This is a genomic window from Geobacillus stearothermophilus ATCC 12980, from assembly GCF_030369615.1.
GTDB classification, from domain to species: domain Bacteria; phylum Bacillota; class Bacilli; order Bacillales; family Anoxybacillaceae; genus Geobacillus; species Geobacillus stearothermophilus.
The window spans coordinates 1197501-1214987 of record NZ_CP128494.1 but is presented as its reverse complement, the minus strand read 5'-3'; the positions used below and the strand labels follow the sequence as shown (position 1 = coordinate 1214987).

The 17487-nt window shown below is 51.5% G+C and carries 15 protein-coding genes, 3 rRNA genes and 1 pseudogene (1 of these 19 cut by a window edge); 5 read left to right on the top strand and 14 right to left on the bottom strand.

Translation table 11 applies throughout. The features are described from left to right. Positions 1–6: 6 nt before the first annotated feature. On the bottom strand, positions 7–1830 hold the full coding sequence (locus QSJ10_RS06450) for an assimilatory sulfite reductase (NADPH) flavoprotein subunit (RefSeq protein ID WP_033017396.1): 1824 nt from the start codon (positions 1828–1830) through the stop codon (positions 7–9). A 242-nt stretch (positions 1831–2072) separates the two neighbouring features. Between QSJ10_RS06450 and QSJ10_RS06445 the strand changes: the two genes are divergently transcribed. Beyond that, the gene (locus tag QSJ10_RS06445) at positions 2073–2960 is read left to right on the top strand and encodes a LysR family transcriptional regulator (RefSeq protein WP_033017395.1); all 888 of its coding nucleotides are present in this window, start codon (positions 2073–2075) and stop codon (positions 2958–2960) included. A gap of 31 nt (positions 2961–2991) precedes the next feature. Here QSJ10_RS06445 and QSJ10_RS06440 read toward each other — a convergent pair whose 3' ends face one another. From QSJ10_RS06440 to QSJ10_RS06430, 3 genes are all read right to left on the bottom strand, one after another. After that, positions 2992–3921, bottom strand: a complete 930-nt coding sequence (locus tag QSJ10_RS06440; protein ID WP_033017394.1) for a cation diffusion facilitator family transporter — start codon at positions 3919–3921, stop codon at positions 2992–2994. Between the two features lie 16 nt (positions 3922–3937). After that, positions 3938–4246, bottom strand: coding sequence for an ArsR/SmtB family transcription factor (locus QSJ10_RS06435; RefSeq protein WP_025951296.1), 309 nt, complete (start codon positions 4244–4246; stop codon positions 3938–3940). Between the two features lie 190 nt (positions 4247–4436). Then, the gene (locus QSJ10_RS06430; RefSeq protein ID WP_025951297.1) at positions 4437–4754 is read right to left on the bottom strand and encodes a YbjQ family protein; all 318 of its coding nucleotides are present in this window, start codon (positions 4752–4754) and stop codon (positions 4437–4439) included. A gap of 114 nt (positions 4755–4868) precedes the next feature. Here QSJ10_RS06430 and QSJ10_RS06425 point away from each other — a divergent pair, with 114 nt between their 5' ends. The 4 genes and pseudogenes from QSJ10_RS06425 (at position 4869) to QSJ10_RS06410 (ending at position 7697) form a co-directional block, all read left to right on the top strand. Continuing rightward, positions 4869–5087 carry an SDR family oxidoreductase gene (locus QSJ10_RS06425; RefSeq protein ID WP_230847134.1) on the top strand — a complete coding sequence of 73 codons (219 nt, stop codon included), beginning with the start codon at positions 4869–4871 and terminating at the stop codon, positions 5085–5087. Positions 5088–5187: 100 nt separating this feature from the next. Continuing rightward, positions 5188–5538 (top strand): annotated as a pseudogene (locus QSJ10_RS06420) (MBL fold metallo-hydrolase); the annotation flags it as partial. A 136-nt stretch (positions 5539–5674) separates the two neighbouring features. Then, on the top strand, positions 5675–6469 hold the full coding sequence (speD, locus tag QSJ10_RS06415) for an adenosylmethionine decarboxylase (RefSeq protein WP_049625234.1): 795 nt from the start codon (positions 5675–5677) through the stop codon (positions 6467–6469). Between the two features lie 106 nt (positions 6470–6575). Next, on the top strand, positions 6576–7697 hold the full coding sequence (locus QSJ10_RS06410) for an NAD(P)/FAD-dependent oxidoreductase (protein ID WP_049625233.1): 1122 nt from the start codon (positions 6576–6578) through the stop codon (positions 7695–7697). A gap of 104 nt (positions 7698–7801) precedes the next feature. On the opposite strand, the gene QSJ10_RS06405 is transcribed toward QSJ10_RS06410, so the two are convergent. The 10 genes from QSJ10_RS06405 to QSJ10_RS06360 all read right to left on the bottom strand — a co-directional run. Next, complete coding sequence (locus QSJ10_RS06405) at positions 7802–8356, bottom strand: YpiB family protein (RefSeq protein ID WP_053532633.1); 555 nt, start codon at positions 8354–8356, stop codon at positions 7802–7804. 285 nt (positions 8357–8641) lie between these two features. Continuing rightward, a complete protein-coding gene (locus tag QSJ10_RS06400; protein ID WP_049625232.1) occupies positions 8642–10147 on the bottom strand; it encodes a malate:quinone oxidoreductase in 1506 nt (501 codons plus the stop codon). 292 nt (positions 10148–10439) lie between these two features. Then, the gene (locus tag QSJ10_RS06395) at positions 10440–10649 is read right to left on the bottom strand and encodes an ATP-binding domain-containing protein (protein WP_049625231.1); all 210 of its coding nucleotides are present in this window, start codon (positions 10647–10649) and stop codon (positions 10440–10442) included. Between the two features lie 7 nt (positions 10650–10656). Continuing rightward, the gene (locus QSJ10_RS06390) at positions 10657–10959 is read right to left on the bottom strand and encodes a hypothetical protein (RefSeq protein WP_049625230.1); all 303 of its coding nucleotides are present in this window, start codon (positions 10957–10959) and stop codon (positions 10657–10659) included. Positions 10960–11203: 244 nt separating this feature from the next. Continuing rightward, positions 11204–12040 carry a hypothetical protein gene (locus QSJ10_RS06385; RefSeq protein ID WP_049625229.1) on the bottom strand — a complete coding sequence of 279 codons (837 nt, stop codon included), beginning with the start codon at positions 12038–12040 and terminating at the stop codon, positions 11204–11206. A gap of 214 nt (positions 12041–12254) precedes the next feature. Continuing rightward, positions 12255–13238, bottom strand: a complete 984-nt coding sequence (locus tag QSJ10_RS06380) for a helix-turn-helix transcriptional regulator (RefSeq protein WP_053532635.1) — start codon at positions 13236–13238, stop codon at positions 12255–12257. Positions 13239–13846: 608 nt separating this feature from the next. Beyond that, a 5S ribosomal RNA gene (gene rrf / locus QSJ10_RS06375) occupies positions 13847–13963 on the bottom strand. 152 nt (positions 13964–14115) lie between these two features. Then, a 23S ribosomal RNA gene (locus tag QSJ10_RS06370) occupies positions 14116–17043 on the bottom strand. Next, complete coding sequence (locus QSJ10_RS06365) at positions 17038–17166, bottom strand: hypothetical protein (protein WP_268760403.1); 129 nt, start codon at positions 17164–17166, stop codon at positions 17038–17040. The genes QSJ10_RS06370 and QSJ10_RS06365 overlap by 6 nt, the downstream gene beginning before the upstream one ends. Before the next feature lie 270 nt (positions 17167–17436). Then, positions 17437–17487: ribosomal RNA gene (locus QSJ10_RS06360) — 16S ribosomal RNA — on the bottom strand; it runs 1508 nt beyond the window's last position. Together the 16S, 23S and 5S rRNA genes form the textbook arrangement of a ribosomal RNA operon.

Below are 17487 nucleotides of genomic sequence, written 5' to 3'. Positions count from 1 at the left end.
TTGAGATTAATAGACGTCGCGTTGGTATCGTTTTTGCTTTTGCATCTCGGTGACATACGCTTCCGCCTGTTCGCGGCTCATTCCGCCTTCTTTTTCGATAATCTCGATCAACGTCTGATGGACGTCGCGCGCCATGTGTTGTTTGTCGCCGCATACGTAGACGACGGCGCCATCCTCGAGCCAGCCGAACAGTTCTTTGCTTCGCTCGAGCATCCGGTGCTGCACATACACTTTCTTCTCCGTATCGCGAGAGAAGGCGACATCCATTTTGGTCAGCACACCGCTTTTCAGCCAAGCGAGCCATTCCGTTTGATACAGGAAGTCGGTCATAAAATGTTGGTCCCCGAAAAAGAGCCACGATTTTCCGTTGGCTCCTGTCGCCTCGCGCTCTTGCATAAAAGCGCGGAACGGCGCAACCCCAGTGCCTGGACCGATCATAATGATCGGCGTCGATGGGTCTTTTGGCAGCTTAAAATTCGGGTTCGGCTGCACAAAGACCGGCAACGTATCGCCGATTTGGACGCGTTCGGCGCAGAACGTCGAGCACACCCCTTTGCGCAGGCGGCCGTGCGACTCATAACGGACCGCGCCGATCGTCAAGTGCACTTCATCTGGATAGGCCGCTAAGCTGCTCGCGATCGAGTACAGGCGCGGCGGCATTTTGCGCAAAATCGAGATGACTTGTTGCGGCGCCGCATCCCATGGGCCGAAGTCGCGGAACGCATCCAATAAGTCGCGGCCTTTGGCGTATTCTTTCAGCTTCGCCTCATTGCCTGGGGCAACGAGCGCTTGAAGCTCGCTGTTTTTCGACAGCGGCGCAAGCTTTTGCAACAGCGCTTTGGTCAACACAGTGATTTCAAAATGGGACGTGAGCGCTTCTTTGAGCGACCGCACTTCCCCGTCTTTGTCGATCGTCACCGTTTCTTCCGGGTTCCATTTCATTTCTTGAATGATGAGATCGACAAGCTCCGGATCGTTTTTCGGGAAGATGCCAAGCGCATCGCCCGGCTCATACTTCAACCCCGATCCTTCAAGAGACAATTCGAGATGGCGCGTTTCTTTGTTCGATCCGCGGCCGTTTAAGTTGATGTTTTCCAGCACCTCAGCCGGGAACGGATTTTTACGCGAATAGACGACCGCCGGTTCGGCTTTCGGCACGGCCGCAGCGGACGACAACACTGGTGCGGCCTCGGCATTGATCCCCTTGCTCAGCTCGGCAAGCACGCCGTCAATCCATTTCGCTGCCGCTTCCTCGTAGTCGACGTCACAGTCGACGCGCGGATAAAACCGCTCTCCCCCGAGCTCCTCGAGCCGCTTGTCAAAATCTTTCCCCGTCTGGCAAAAATGTTCATACGACGTATCGCCAAGCGCCAAGACGGAAAAGCGTAAATGATTCAGCTTCGGCGCCCGTTTGCTGTGGAGAAACTCGTAAAACGCCACCGCGTTGTCTGGCGGATCGCCTTCCCCATGCGTGCTCACGACGATGAGCAGCGTCTCGACTTTCTTCAATTCATTCGGCTTAAAGTCAAGCATGGACGACACTTTCGCCTCGAATCCGCGCTCCTTAAGCGCCTTGCCTGCTTTTTCGGCCAGTTTTTGCGCATTGCCGGTCTGCGAACCGTACAGAACGGTCACTTCTTTCGAAACCGGTTTCCCACCCCCGACAAGCAGTGCGGGCGCTTCGGCGTCAAGCACAGCAGCGGCCGACTCGGCGGCGGCCAAATACCCGCTCAGCCAAAATTTTTGCGCTGGCGTCAACGTCGGCAACAAACGGTTCAAGAGCTCAATCTGCTCCTGGCTAAACGGACTGTTGGTTACTTGCAGCTGCAACAGTGTCCACCTCACAATATAAAAATAAGATGGAATCGATTGGCGTTGCTTAACCCGCCATCATGGGCGGACGCCAAATTACATTAATCCCTATAAACAAAGTATACTTTATCCAAAATATCATATTTACACTTTACCGCAAAACAAAACATTAGTAAAATAAATATAAATTATTAAAACTATTAACATCACTAATAATAATCCGCAACAAAACAGTCAGGCTGCATGCGAGGGGTTGGCCAATGTATTACGACGAGTTGAAGACGTTCATTACGTTAGCAGAAGTGAAAAATTTCACAAAGACGGCGGAAATTCTCCATTTATCCCAGCCAAGTGTCAGCTTGCACATTAAAAATTTAGAGAAGGAGTTCCAGACGAAACTGTTCATCCGCTCCCCGAAGCGGCTGCGCATGACGCCGACAGGTGAACTTTTGTACGATCGCGCCAAACAAATGATGGCGCTCTATGAACAAACAAAGCAAGACATTTTGGAGCACCATCACTCAGTGAAAGGCAAATTGACCATCGGCACCAGCTTTACGATTGGAGAGTATATTTTGCCCCCGCTTTTGCCCGATTTCCAAAAGCGCTATCCAGAATTGGAGCTTGAGGTGATGATCGGCAACACGAAAGAAATTGTCGAACTCGTCAAATCGTATCAAGTCGACATCGGCTTGATCGAAGGGCAAACGAACGAAAAAGAATTGTCCGTCTACCCGTTTATGCAAGACGAGCTCGTCATCGTCGCCTCCAAGCGGCACGAGCTAGCACAAAAAGGCGAAGTCACGATCGGCGAGCTGCAAAACGAGGCGTGGGTGGCGCGCGAAGTCGGGTCGGGAACAAGGGAATATTTCAACCATTTCATCCGCTCGAACGGGCTGAAAATCCAATCGCTCATGATCATCAGCAGCAACCAAGGCATTAAAGAAACGCTGATCAACGGCAACGCCCTGTCCTTGCTGTCGCGCAGCGTCGTCGCCCGCGACATCGAGCACGGCCATCTGTCCATCGTTCACTTGAACCATCCACCGTTTTACCGAATGTTTTCCTATATTTGTGCACCGATTATGGAAAACAAGCAAAATGTACGTATCTTCCTTGAAACGTTGCAACACAATTGGAGATCCTAAAAAACACGGGGAGAAGCTTGGCAGCCCTCCCCTATACTTCCATCTCCCCATGGCGAATATGCGGCATTTCGATTTGAATCGTCGCATGGCGAATGTGAAAGCGCGTCTCGATCAAATCAATCGCCCGCTGCAAAACCGCCTGCCCATCGCATCCTTCCTCAATGAGCAAATGGCAGCTTAACGAATCAAGCCCCGAGGTGATCGTCCAAATATGCAAATCGTGGACATCGATCACCCCATCAATGCCCGAGAGCGCCGCCTTCACTTCCGCATGGTCAATCGCCGCCGGCGTTCCTTCCATTAAAATATGCACTGTCTGCTTGACTACGGCAAATGCTCCTTTTAGAATCAAAACCGCCACCGCGATGGAAATGAGCGGATCGGCCGCGTACCAATCGAACAGCCAGATGACAAGCCCTGCCGCCATCGCCCCGACCGAGCCTAACGCATCGCCAAGTACATGAAGATAGGCGCTGCGGACATTGACGTTCTCTTTGACATCCCCTTTGCGCATTAACACCCAAGCGCTTGCCAAATTAGCCAGCAACCCTATGACAGCAATGGCCATCATCGGCCCGCTCGCGACAGCAGGTGGATTCACAAACCTCGCGACCGCTTCCCAAATAATCCAAGCGGCAATCCCCACCAACGCAACCCCGTTTACGAGCGCCGCTAAAATCTCGAACCGGTAAAATCCATATGTCCTCTTCGGCGACGCAGGCCTCGCCGCCAGCCAAACCGCCGCCAGGCTTAATAGAAGTGAAATGGCATCACTCAGCATATGCCCCGAATCCGAAAGAAGAGCAAGGCTGTTCGTCACAAGCCCGCCGACAAACTCCAGAACCATAATCCCGACGGTAATGACAAGAGCGGCCGCCAGCCCTTTTTGGCTCCCCTCTCTGCCCAAGCCATGATGATGCCCGTGATGGTGGCCGCAATGGCCGTGTTCATGATGATGCATCGTTCTTCTCTCCCTTTTATGGATGTTGAGCGTGATCAATCGCCTGCCTCAGCAGCGAAATGACATGATCGTCATCGCACGAATACACCAGTGATTTCCCTTCACGGCGATATTTGACAAGCCGTAGCGCCCGAAGCAGCGCCAGTTGATGGGAAACGGCCGACTGCGACATGCCGAGCACTTCCGCAATATGGCCGACATGGCATTCTTCCTGCGACAACAAATACAACATCTTCATCCGCGTCGGATCCGCCAACGCTTTAAAGATTTTCGACACTTCCTCCACGACGCTTTCATCTAAAAACAAATGATCTTCTGCCTTCATCATTGTTCCCTCTCACTTTAACATATGAGCATTTGTTCATATATGTGAATCATAACCCTCTTTTTTTCCTCTGTCAATCCAATTTCAAGCCGCAAAACCCCATCAGCATCAACAGCCGATGCACTGACACCCCACAACGGCAGCCAGCAAAGCAAAAAAAGCAGGGGCCGATAGACCCTCTGCTTTTCCATTACGATCTCACCCGCACCGCCGTCCCTGTCGCAATGCACATCATCATGCCATCGCGCAGCGTTTCAAAATCAAGATCCACCCCGATGACGGCGTTAGCGCCAAGATGCTTCGCCTTATTGACCATCTCCTTGATCGCCATCTCCCGCCCTTCGGCCAGCTTGCTTTCATACGTTCCGCTCCGCCCGCCGATGATGTCGGTGATGCTGGCGAGAAAATCACGGACGACATTGGCGCCCAAAATGACCTCTCCCGCTACGATGCCCAAATACTCTTCAATTTCTTTTCCCTCAATGGTATTGGTGGTCGTGACAATCACAGCTATGTCCCCCTCGTGGCTCATCATAATAGGTGGAAGCACCCCATTCCATTATACTACATTGCCTCTATGACGTCGCCAGTCCACTTCCCCCTCTTAGCTAACGCTTGAAGGTTGCAACGCCATCGCACCTGGGAGTCAGTACGAACAAACATTCAGCGCCACGATTACGGCGTCAACTCCATTCGAAATAGCCATGGCAGACGCCGCCCTCAAACCTCGCGCAGGGGACCAGAGGAAATCGCCAACATCGCCCTGTTTTTAGCTTCCGATGACGCCAGTTTTCTAAACGGCGCTGTGATCGTCGCCGATGCCGGATGGACGGCGTATTGACGCGCCGCCCCCTTCCGCTTTTCCGGTTAGGGGAGAGAGGCACCTTTTGAAGACGAAATCGAAAAGAAAAAGCCGCCCCAACACGTTTCGTTCCCCGTGCGACTTGTACTGCCAAGAGAAAACGAAAGTCATCTTGCGCGAGGAAAACATCCCGGCGATCATCGCCTCCTTGCAACGCACGTTGACATACGATTTCGGCGACGTCTTCTGCGCCCATGCCGGCTATCTCCCAAACGGGCGCGAGGCCTTGCAGCGAAAACTCGATTACTTGCTTGAACTTCAAGGCAACATCATCGATTTATACGAAAAAGGCATGCCGCCGAAACAAATTCAAGAAACGCTTTTCCCGAAAAAAAATATCCGATCGTCTTTTTTTTCGGCGAAGGAGTGGGACTCCCTTCACATTGTCCGGTCGGTCATTCAAGAATATCAAGCGAAACGGGCAAGCTGAAGCGGACACTTCCCGGAAATGGCCATAGACCATTAGGGCAAGCCCATATTCCGTTTTCTTCCATTTCAAAAGAAAAATTACTATCTTCGCCAGCAACGGGACAAATTAAGAAAAAACGAAAGGATGGGTCCCGTCGATGAACGAAACACCGCGCGTCAAGCTGCACGGGTTCAACAACTTGACGAAATCGCTCAGCTTCAATATGTACGATATTTGCTATACGAAAACGGCGAAGGAGAGAGAGGCGTATATCGAATACATTGACGACGTGTACAATGCCGAACGGCTGACGAATCTTTTAAAACGTGTCGCCGACATGATCGGCGCCCATGTGTTAAACATCGCCAAGCAAGATTACGTTCCGCAGGGCGCGAGCGTGACGATGCTCGTTTCCGAGGGGCCGGTTGTCGAGGTGCCCGAAGATGACGGCCCTTTGCCGGAGGCGGTGGTGCTTTCCCTTGACAAAAGCCATATCACCGTCCATACATACCCAGAATATCACCCGAATGACGGAATCAGCACGTTCCGCGCCGATATTGATGTCGTCACATGCGGGGCAATTTCGCCGCTCAAAGCGCTCGACTATTTGATTCATTCATTTGACGCCGACATTATGATCATCGACTACCGCGTGCGCGGATTTACGCGCGACATTCACGGATACAAGCTGTTTATCGACCATGACATTACGTCGATTCAAGATTATATCCCGGAGCACATTCGCGAAAAGTACGATATGATCGACGTAAACATTTACCAAGAGAATATTTTTCACACAAAATGCAAGTTGAAACAGTTTGATTTGGACAACTACTTGTTTGGCTATGCAAAAGAGGATTTGAGCGAACAAGAAGCGAATGAAACAACCGCCAAGCTGAGAAGGGAAATGGATGAGATCTTTTACGGAAAAAATATGCCGAACACCGTTTGACGCGGGCGCCTTTTTGACGCCTGCCGGCTTTCGGGCCGGCCCACACCGGTTCCCGATTGGCGCCGTCTATGGTATACTAGTAGAAAAAAGGAAAAGGTGTTCATGAATGAAGTACATCATCGTCGGAGCCGGCATTTTAGGGGCCTCGACCGCTTACCATTTGGCCAAGGAAGGCGCAAACGTGATCATCATCGACCGCGGCGACAAAGGGCAGGCGACCGGTGCGGCGGCGGGGATTGTCTGCCCTTGGCTGTCGCAGCGCCGCAACCAAAAATGGTACCGATTGGCCAAAAACGGAGCGAAGTTTTACCCCTCCCTCATCGAAGAACTGCAAGCGCTCGGGGAAACGGACACCGGTTATGCGCGCGTCGGGGCGCTTTGCCTGCATACAGACGAACAGAAACTGGAACAAATGGAGGAGCGCGCTCGCAAACGGCGCGAAGACGCGCCGGAAATGGGAGAGATCGTGCGGCTTCATCCCCATGAGGCGAAGGAGCTGTTTCCGCCGCTTGGCGGTGAGCATCATACCCTATATGTGAGCGGCGCCGCCCGAGTGAACGGCCGAGCGGTGCGGGACGCCCTCACAAACGCGGCCCAAAAGCTTGGCGCCGCCTACATCCGCGGAAACGCCCAGATCCTGTTTGAAGGCTCCCGCGTCATCGGCGTGGAAGTCAATGGAGCGAAATACACGGCCGAAGCGGTCATCGTCACAGCCGGCGCATGGGCTGGCGAACTGCTTGAGCCGCTGGGCGTTCGGTTTGCCGTCACTCCGCAAAAAGGACAAATCGTTCATCTCGAATGGTTGGCAGGCGAGACCGACCGATGGCCGGTCGTCATGCCGCCGAACAATCAGTATATGCTCGCCTTCCCTAGAGGGCGAATCATCATCGGAACGACCCATGAAGATGAAGCGGGGATGGATGTCCGCGCCACCGCCGGCGGCATCCACGAAATACTGGACAAAGCACTCGCCGTCGCGCCAGGGCTGTCGGCGTGCACCTACGTGGAAACACGGGTCGGGTTTCGCCCGCGCACGCCTGGATTTCTCCCTGTCTTCGGGTCGCTTCCCGGTTTTACCGGCCTTTACGCAGCCAACGGCCTTGGCTCTTCCGGGCTCACCGTCGGGCCATATTTAGGCGCAGAACTTGCCAAGCTTGTACTCGGCCGCCCGACCGAACTTGATTCGTTCGACTACAACGTCGCCGAGGCCATCATCCCGCTTTCCTGACGCTGCCGCACGGTGCAACACTAGCACTCCCACCCGATGCCCAACTGCCGCGTTCAGCGGCCAGCGCCGGCTGCGGGCTTGCCCCATGCAGGCCCGCAGCCCGTTTAGCTGTTTTGTCCTTCGTATTTTTTTAACTGTTCCGTCAGCTGTTGAAACAACGCCATATCTTTTCGGTCAAGCGCCTGGTCAATTTGCATTTTCAACACCGATAGTTCATGACGTTTCAGCGCCTCATCCAACACTTGCTCGGCCGCCTTCGCCATTTTCTCATGCCGCTCGTGCCGTCTGACATTTTCAAACGCTTGGTGATCAATAAGCCGAAGGTACGAAAAATTCCTTGCCTTTCCTGGAAAATGGAGCGTCAAATAGAGCGGCTCGTTCGGATGCAGCGCCAAATCGCCCATAATCGAGGCAAGACTCGTGCTTTTTTGACCGCGCCGATAAAAGACGAGCCCTTCCTCTTCCGTCATCGCAGTCGAAATGATCAGCCACCGCGCCTGCTTTTGCTCGGTTTCCGTAAACTGGACGTTCTCAAGCAAATGGGGGTGCTGAAGCAAATACTTAAGCACAAATCGGGCATCCGGATGCTTTAAGCGATGATTGTGCAAAAACGTTGTTAAGAACTGCCGCTTTTCTGAATAGGACACCCATCTCGTCATAGCCTCACCCCCTTCAACTGCTTCTCCATGGAAGATAACAGCGGCCGCAGCGCAAGATCGTCTCAACAAGCCTTGATGATCCATTGCTATTCCATTCACGTCTTTGTTTTCCAGTATACTTGATTGCGCCCCACCGTGCATCTGAAAACCGCAGGGCAAGGCCCCTTTCATTCCGACATCAAGCGGCAAACGAAATAGAAAAACAGCCGCCCTTCATTTCCAGGCAGCTGCTCCTTCCAAGCAACGGGCTCTCGGCTTTCCTTTCCATTGCTCAAACCTATAAGCCTACGCCAACTGTATCGCAAAGTGGCCGTTCAACCCGAGCGCTTCCGCTGTAGACGCTTGCACTTGCCGCAACAGCGCTTCGTTTTTCATCAACGATTCACCGTAGGACGGAATCATTTCTTTCACTTTCGGTCGCCATTGTTTCATCTGCTCTGGGAAACATTTCTCGATGACTTCCAACATCACATGAACCGCCGTCGATGCCCCCGGCGAAGCGCCGAGCAACGCCGCGATCGAACCATCAGCCGCATGGACGACTTCCGTGCCGAATTGCAGCGTTCCTTTGCCGCCAGATTCCGTGTCTTTGATCACTTGCACGCGCTGACCCGCCACGACGATGTCCCATTCGTCGCTTTTCGCCGTCGGCACGAATTCACGCAGCTCTTGCATGCGCTGTTCTTTCGACAACAGCACTTGCTGGATCAAATAGTTGGTCAAGGCCATATTTTTCACGCCCGCCGCCAAGATCGTCAAGACGTTATGCGGCTTGATTGAAGTGAACAGGTCGAGCATCGATCCGTTTTTCAAAAATTTCGGCGAAAAACCCGCAAACGGCCCAAACAACAACATCTTTTGATTGTCGATGAACCGCGTGTCCAAATGCGGCACCGACATTGGCGGCGCGCCGACTTTCGCTTTGCCGTACACTTTCGCGTGGTGCTTTTCCACAACCTCCGGATTGTTGCACACTATAAACAACCCGCTCACCGGGAAGCCGCCAATCCCCTTTCCTTCGGGAATGCCGGATTTTTGCAACAAATGGAGGCTGCCTCCCCCGGCGCCGATGAAAACGAACTTGGCCGCATGGCGCTCCACCGCGCCCGTGTCCAAATTCCGCACCTTCAACTCCCATAAGCCATCGCTTGTCCGTTGGATATCCTCGACATGATGGCGGTAGTAAATGTTGACATTTTTCCGTTTCAAATGTTCAAACAGTTGACGCGTCAACGCCCCGAAGTTCACGTCCGTTCCCGATTCGATGCGGGTCGCCGCGATCGGCTCGTCCACCACCCGCCCTTCCATCATGAGCGGCACCCATTCGGCCAACTTTTTCGGATCATCGGAAAATTCCATCCCTTTAAACAGTGGATTGGCCGCCATCGTTTCGTGGCGCTTTTTCAAAAACGCCACATTGTCTTCCCCTTGCACAAAGCTCATATGCGGCAGCGGACGGACGAAATCTTTCGGGTCACGAAGAATACCGCTGTTGACTAAATAAGCCCAAAACTGCAAAGAGACGTAAAACTGCTCATTGATTTTAATTGCTTTGCCGATGTCAATCGACCCATCGGCCTTCTCAACCGTATAGTTCAACTCACACAGCGCCGCATGCCCCGTCCCGGCGTTGTTCCACTCGTTGGAGCTTTCCGCTCCCGCTTCCTCCAGCCGCTCAAACACGGCAATGTCCCACTCTGGCGCCAATTCCTTCAAGAGCGCCCCCAACGTCGCGCTCATAATGCCAGCGCCGATTAAAATGACATCCGTTTTTCCTTGTTTGTTGCCCATGTTTACCATCCCTATCCTCTCATATTTGTAAAAACGGTGAGCGACCGCTCGAAACGATTTCAGCACTCCCCCTCGCCGCTTGGGGGAGATGACGAGAATTATTATAACACATTTCAGTTATAGTATATCACTTTTATTTGCACTGCAAAAAATATACTTATATAATAAATTGTTTTGCTCTACAATTATGATATCAATAGTGGAAACCTACGCTCACCTACATATTTAATTTTACAAAATAGTTGAATATTTCGCCATCATCTGTGGAGAAAAAATGAAGAAATTTTGAACTTTAGGGATGGGCATGCACCGCCTTCTCATAAGATGTCATCAAACTTGGAAGCGGATTTGGCTGTTGGCTGAACGAGCCCTTCCAATAGCGAAATATTTTCAACTCATGCTGGGCGCGGGTGACTAGAACATAAAGGAGACGGGCATGCAAATCGTCATTAGGAAAATGTTCTCCATTCACGTTGACCAGCATCACCGCATCAAATTCCATTCCTTTGCTATGGCAAATACTCATCGAACACCATGACCGGCTGCATCTGCGATTCGTATCGTTCCTTTATTCCTTCGACAAACCAGTCAAGCAGCCGCATAAAAGACAACGAACCTTTGAACTCAATTCGTTTTCGCTCTAGTTCATCATCATCAAACAAAACGCTTTCAAAATACCAGTGATGCGACCGACCAAGCTGGCCCTTCGGCAAGAAAGGCAAAATCATCAAGGCCAGCTGTTGAAACGTCATTTGTTGAATGCCCTCTAAATTCAAATCCGGAAGCAGCCCTTGGAACGAACTGATAAACATTTTCGAAGGACCTAAAATCAGCACATTTTCCGGCTTTATATAAATGAAGCTGAAAAATCGTCTGTTCCGTCGGCAGAGCCTACTTCCCATCCCTGCAGCCGTGAGAAACCGCCATCATAATGAACAACCGTGACGAAAGACAGGCAAAACCTGTAAACAAGACGCAAGGAGCGGCGCAATGTGCAGCGCCGCTCCCCCTTTTCCTCTTTATTTTTATTACACTAACACGTTCCAAAAGTGCATTTTAGTTCAAATTAACTTCAAATTGAAACGGTTCGATAGTAATGTCATAGTTTTCTGAACTTCCCTCAAAATAAAGTTTAATCGTCTTTTCATTCTGGTCAATTGCAGGAAAAGGAATAATCGCATCAACTGTTGCTTTCGGCAAAATATCCGAAGGAATTTCTGGATAGCCTGCTTCAAAGTTATCCGCTTTTTCATGCTGTGTATTCCCTACTAACAGCTTTGCATTATGCTCCCAGAAGTTAATTTTAGCGTTGCTTTGATTGGAAATCGTCACATACGCCCTTGTTTCATCCTCGGCAACCTCAACTTTGCTTAATTTAACAATGTAGCCATGCTGATTAATTTCTTTGTTCACCTCAATTGTTTTCAAAGGCTTTGAAAACGCTTTTATATAGTCCGTTTTTTCTACTTTTTCTGCATCAATGACAGGAGCAGTCACGGTTCCACCTAATGCATTTTCTCCTTCAAATGATTCTCTCACTGTTCCAACAACATGAATAATATCCTCATTTTTCACATCCGTTTTCGGATCCGCCACCACAATCACGTTCTGTTCACTATTTTTTGGATCGGCGAACGCCTGAATGTAAACGCCGTCATCGCTCCTTTCCGGTTCAACAAAAATTTTCGCATAGAAGTCTACTTTCGAGCCTTTGTATTGATCCGGATCGGAAATCATTTTTGCAAACTCTTCCTTCGATAGCGGTGCCTTCGTTTCTTGCTTTTGGCTTTCTTTTTTGTCACCGGAAGATGGGGACGATGATTCCGATGAACAGCCTGCCGCCGTGGAGAACAACAATGCTAGTGCCAAAAAGAATGATAAGCGTTTTTTCATACTTTATCTTTTCCCCTTCCCAATAACTGATCTTTGTTCGAGATTTATCGGTGGTTCTAGTTCTAATCCTCTTAGCACACGAAAAAAGCTCATAGGCAACGTGTTGTCGCTGTCTGTATGAAAGTCAACAAGGCGTTTACATTATTATAGAAAAATCATTTGCCTACATCGTTTCACCTGCAAGACTAGCGGCTCATCCCCTAGCATGAATTCGTCAAACGTATTCTTGCCGATAATTCCCCAGCATCTCTTCAATCGTTCTTTTCATCTCTTCGCGAAACTCTTTTGGCTTGATCACCTCCAAATATTGCGCCTGGCTTAGCAGCCACATTTTGATACCGCGCCCGTATACTTCAGCCTCAATGACAAAAGCATCTCCATCTTTCCCTATAACTTTCGCGGTAGGAAGACGGTCCAAAATCGCCTGCAAAGACGAACCCCAAAAGCGGAAGGTGATTTTTATCAATTCCCCAGCATGCATAAATTGCACCCGTTTTCGAAACTCCCCCTCTTCAAAACGATTTTTGTAATCATAGTGAAAATGTTCGTCAGTTATCGTATAGCGGACAATACGGTCAATGCGATAAATCGTTGGAAAGTCAAAATCATAATCTTCCGGAAAGGCAATCAAGTAAAAGTAATAGTCGGAAAAAATAATGCCTACCGGTTTGACTTTCCGGGCAACGGGGGCATCGCTCCCTTCCTTTTTGTAGTCGATTAAAACAATGCGTTTCGTATGTACAGCGCTGCTTAACTCCCAAATGATTTCAATAAGCGGTTGGTTATGCTGCAAAGGAACATAGTGAAAACGTTCATTTTGGATCACTTCCTGAATAAACCGTTGATTTTGCGGATGGGATTGAAAAATGAGTTTTTTCAATATTCGATCCATCTCTTCCTTTGGCAGCGAACGACTTTCCAGCAGTATTTTAGAGACAACCAAAATTTCTTTGTTTGTCAACCATCCTTCTTCGTCCTTCTTCAGCACATAACCATTTTTCTTCCGATCATACTCCAATTCCATTAAACCTTGGAACATCTCGGCAATGTACGCACGCAACTCATCGAGATCACGCTGAATGGTTTTTTCGTTGACGCTAAACCGTTCCGCCTCCCTCTTTTTTGAAATCGCCTCCCCTTTGCGAAGCCTCTCATAAATGGATAGAACCCGCAATGACTTTGGGTGCTGATCATCCACGCTCATCCCCCCATTGTACTGTCGAAACGCCGATCAGCCCAAATTACTATAATACTCCTAAAATGGTCCCATTATGAATCCCCAACAATATATTACCATCTCCACTTGGACATTATATGTACTTCAAAAAAATTTTGCATTCTCTTTAACTTCCCTTCGAAAGAAGTCTCCTACTTCTAAACGTGAAGGTGCGCCAGCACCAGTGAAAGTGGGAGATGAATTTCGGTTGGCGTTAGCCAACGAATATGATAGAATATGGCTAGAACGGACACCTTCGGAACGAAGGGAAGCGTAAAGGGTTCTTGTGTGTGGCTTACCGTTCAGCGAACACACACAAGTCGCTTGAAGCCCCCACCTCTAAGCGAAGCGTAGGTGGTGGGTAGTTCACAGATATTCCACTACTAACATTGTCATTCAGCATGATGCGCAAGGAGAAGGGCGAAAAAGAAAGATTGAACGAGTGAACATTTCCAAGGGCAAATAGGAGTTCTGAAAAAAGCGGATCGTGATCCATCCACCTTATTAAGAACGGGAGGCTTCCAGAAACTTGGTCAACAAAAACAAAAGCAGCCAATTATGCATTACGCACAACTGGCTGCTTGTTCTTTGCCTAGCAGCGACCTACTCTTGCAGGGGCGCTGGCCCCAACTACCATCGGCGCTGGAGGGCTTAACTTCCGTGTTCGGGATGGGAACGGGTGTTTCCCCTCCGCTATCACCACTAGGCAAGCGATTCAGTTTCGACATCATTTATTATACTTAAAAAATAAATGTTGTCAAGAAGGAAAGCCATTCCTTCAAAACTAGATAACCGTTTCGGGAAGAAGCCGGGACGCTTTCACTTTTCATTGTCTAGCTCCGGCTCGCCGCCGCTTTTCTAGGTTAAGCCCTCGATCGATTAGTATCCGTCAGCTCCACGTGTCGCCACGCTTCCACCTCGGACCTATCGACCTCGTCATCTTCGAGGGATCTTACCCGCCTGACGCGGTGGGAAATCTCATCTTGAGGGGGGCTTCACGCTTAGATGCTTTCAGCGCTTATCCCGTCCGCACATAGCTACCCAGCGGTGCCCCTGGCGGGACAACTGGTACACCAGCGGTGCGTCCATCCCGGTCCTCTCGTACTAAGGACAGCTCCTCTCAAATTTCCTGCGCCCGCGACGGATAGGGACCGAACTGTCTCACGACGTTCTGAACCCAGCTCGCGTACCGCTTTAATGGGCGAACAGCCCAACCCTTGGGACCGACTACAGCCCCAGGATGCGATGAGCCGACATCGAGGTGCCAAACCTCCCCGTCGATGTGGACTCTTGGGGGAGATCAGCCTGTTATCCCCGGGGTAGCTTTTATCCGTTGAGCGATGGCCCTTCCATGCGGAACCACCGGATCACTAAGCCCGACTTTCGTCCCTGCTCGACCTGTCCGTCTCGCAGTCAAGCTCCCTTGTGCCTTTGCACTCTCCGAATGATTTCCAACCATTCTGAGGGAACCTTTGGGCGCCTCCGTTACCTTTTGGGAGGCGACCGCCCCAGTCAAACTGCCCGCCTGACACTGTCTCCCACCCCGCTAAGGGGTGCGGGTTAGAATTTCAATATCGCCAGGGTGGTATCCCACCGCCGCCTCCACCGAAGCTGGCGCTCCGGCTTCCCAGGCTCCCACCTATCCTGTACAAGCGATACCAAAATTCCATATCAGGCTGCAGTAAAGCTCCACGGGGTCTTTCCGTCCTGTCGCGGGTAACCTGCATCTTCACAGGTAGTATAATTTCACCGGGTCTCTCGTTGAGACAGCGCCCAAGTCGTTACACCTTTCGTGCGGGTCGGAACTTACCCGACAAGGAATTTCGCTACCTTAGGACCGTTATAGTTACGGCCGCCGTTTACTGGGGCTTCGGTTCGCACCTTCGCTTCCGCTAAGCGCTCCCCTTAACCTTCCAGCACCGGGCAGGTGTCAGCCCCTATACGTCGCCTTTCGGCTTCGCAGAGACCTGTGTTTTTGATAAACAGTCGCTTGGGCCTTTTCACTGCGGCTCGTTCGGGCTCTTCACCCAAACGAGCACCCCTTCTCCCGAAGTTACGGGGTCATTTTGCCGAGTTCCTTAACGAGAGTTCTCCCGCGCGCCTTAGGATTCTCTCCTCGCCTACCTGTGTCGGTTTGCGGTACGGGCACCTCTTCCCTCGCTAGAGGCTTTTCTTGGCAGTGTGAAATCGGGGACTTCCGGATGACTCCGTCGCCATCACCGCTTGGCCTTACAATCCGCGGATTTGCCTACGGATCAGCCTTGCGGCTTGGACAGGCTCTTCCAGCCGCCTGCTCGCCCTATCCTCCTGCGTCCCCCCATCGCTCAAACGGGAAGGAGGTGGTACAGGAATCTCAACCTGTTGTCCATCACCTACGCCTTTCGGCCTCGGCTTAGGTCCCGACTAACCCTGAGCGGACGAACCTTCCTCAGGAACCCTTAGGCTTTCGGCGCAGAGGATTCTCACCTCTGTTTTCGCTACTCATACCGGCATTCTCACTTCTAAGCGCTCCACCAGTCCTTCCGGTCTGGCTTCAACGCCCTTAGAACGCTCCCCTACCGATGACCAACGGTCATCCCGCAGCTTCGGCGGCACGTTTAGCCCCGGTACATTTTCGGCGCAGAGTCACTCGACCAGTGAGCTATTACGCACTCTTTAAATGGTGGCTGCTTCTAAGCCAACATCCTGGTTGTCTTTGCAACTCCACATCCTTTTCCACTGAACGTGCACTTTGGGGCCTTAGCTGGCGATCTGGGCTGTTTCCCTCTCGACCACGGATCTTATCACTCGCAGTCTGACTCCCGGGCATAAGTCGTTGGCATTCGGAGTTTGACTGGGTTCGGTAACCCGATGAGGGCCCCTAGCCCAATCAGTGCTCTACCTCCAACACTCTCCATCCCGAGGCTAGCCCTAAAGCTATTTCGGGGAGAACCAGCTATCTCCAAGTTCGATTGGCATTTCACCCCTACCCACACCTCATCCCCGCACTTTTCAACGTGCGTGGGTTCGGGCCTCCAGCCGGTGTTACCCGGCCTTCACCCTGGACATGGGTAGATCACCTGGTTTCGGGTCGACGACGACGTACTTTTCGCCCTGTTCAGACTCGCTTTCGCTGCGGCTCCGCCTCTTCGGCTTAACCTCGCACGCCATCGTCACTCGCCGGTTCATTCTACAAAAGGCACGCCATCACGCATGAACGCGCTCTGACTACTTGTAGGCACACGGTTTCAGGTTCTCTTTCACTCCCCTTCCGGGGTGCTTTTCACCTTTCCCTCACGGTACTGGTGCACTATCGGTCACTAGGGAGTATTTAGCCTTGGGAGATGGTCCTCCCTGCTTCCGACGGGATTTCCCGTGTCCCGCCGTACTCAGGATCCGCTCGGGAGGGAACGAAGTTTCGACTACAGGGCTGTCACCTTCTCTGGCCGGCCGTTCCAGACCGGTTCGTCTACCCCGTTCCTTTCTCACTCCCACAATGAGCGGTCCTACAACCCCAAGAGGCACGCCTCTTGGTTTGGGCTGTTCCCGTTTCGCTCGCCGCTACTCAGGGAATCGCGTTTGCTTTCTTCTCCTCCGGGTACTAAGATGTTTCAGTTCCCCGGGTGTGCCCTCCATGCCCTATGGATTCAGGCATGGATACTGCCCCATTACGGACAGTGGGTTCCCCCATTCGGACATCTCCGGATCAACGCTTGCTTACAGCTCCCCGGAGCGTTTCGGCGTTTGCCCCGTCCTTCATCGGCTCCTAGTGCCAAGGCATCCACCGTGCGCCCTTTCTAGCTTAACCTACAGCGCTCTCGGCTTCTTCCTTATTGTCTAGCGTCGGCTCGCCGCCGCTCGGGGTCAAATAACCTTCGCCTTCCGGGTGCAAGCACCCTTGCAGGCGAAGAACATTTGCCCATCGCGGCAACCCGCGAGCCTCCGCTTTTCCGGTTATCTAGTTTTCAAGGAACGATTTTTGTCATTGAGAGAACATGACTCGTTCCCTCAAAACTGAACGAAACGAAAGCGCTGTGTATCGACAGTTGGCCATTGCGGCCTCCACTTTTCGTCTTGTCTAGCTCCAGCGCCTGGCTCTCTTCTGCCAAATAACCTTCCCCCTCGGGGTGCCAGCACCCCTCCGGGTGAAGAACATTTGGCTTCGAGAGCCGAACGCGGCGCTTCCGCTTTTCGTCCTTAGAAAGGAGGTGATCCAGCCGCACCTTCCGGTACGGCTACCTTGTTACGACTT

Bases quoted from the DNA above. Each gene is read 5' to 3' on its own strand.
- QSJ10_RS06390 (WP_049625230.1), bottom strand. From the start codon at position 10,959: ATGTTTATCAGTTCGTTCCAAGGGCTGCTTCCGGATTTGAATTTAGAG.
- QSJ10_RS06395 (WP_049625231.1), bottom strand. From the start codon at position 10,649: ATGGAATTTGATGCGGTGATGCTGGTCAACGTGAATGGAGAACATTTT.
- QSJ10_RS06400 (WP_049625232.1), bottom strand. From the start codon at position 10,147: ATGGGCAACAAACAAGGAAAAACGGATGTCATTTTAATCGGCGCTGGC.
- QSJ10_RS06435 (WP_025951296.1), bottom strand. From the start codon at position 4,246: ATGAAGGCAGAAGATCATTTGTTTTTAGATGAAAGCGTCGTGGAGGAA.
- speD (WP_049625234.1), top strand. From the start codon at position 5,675: ATGAACGAAACACCGCGCGTCAAGCTGCACGGGTTCAACAACTTGACG.
- QSJ10_RS06445 (WP_033017395.1), top strand. From the start codon at position 2,073: ATGTATTACGACGAGTTGAAGACGTTCATTACGTTAGCAGAAGTGAAA.
- QSJ10_RS06385 (WP_049625229.1), bottom strand. From the start codon at position 12,040: ATGAAAAAACGCTTATCATTCTTTTTGGCACTAGCATTGTTGTTCTCC.
- QSJ10_RS06440 (WP_033017394.1), bottom strand. From the start codon at position 3,921: ATGCATCATCATGAACACGGCCATTGCGGCCACCATCACGGGCATCAT.
- QSJ10_RS06410 (WP_049625233.1), top strand. From the start codon at position 6,576: ATGAAGTACATCATCGTCGGAGCCGGCATTTTAGGGGCCTCGACCGCT.
- QSJ10_RS06405 (WP_053532633.1), bottom strand. From the start codon at position 8,356: ATGACGAGATGGGTGTCCTATTCAGAAAAGCGGCAGTTCTTAACAACG.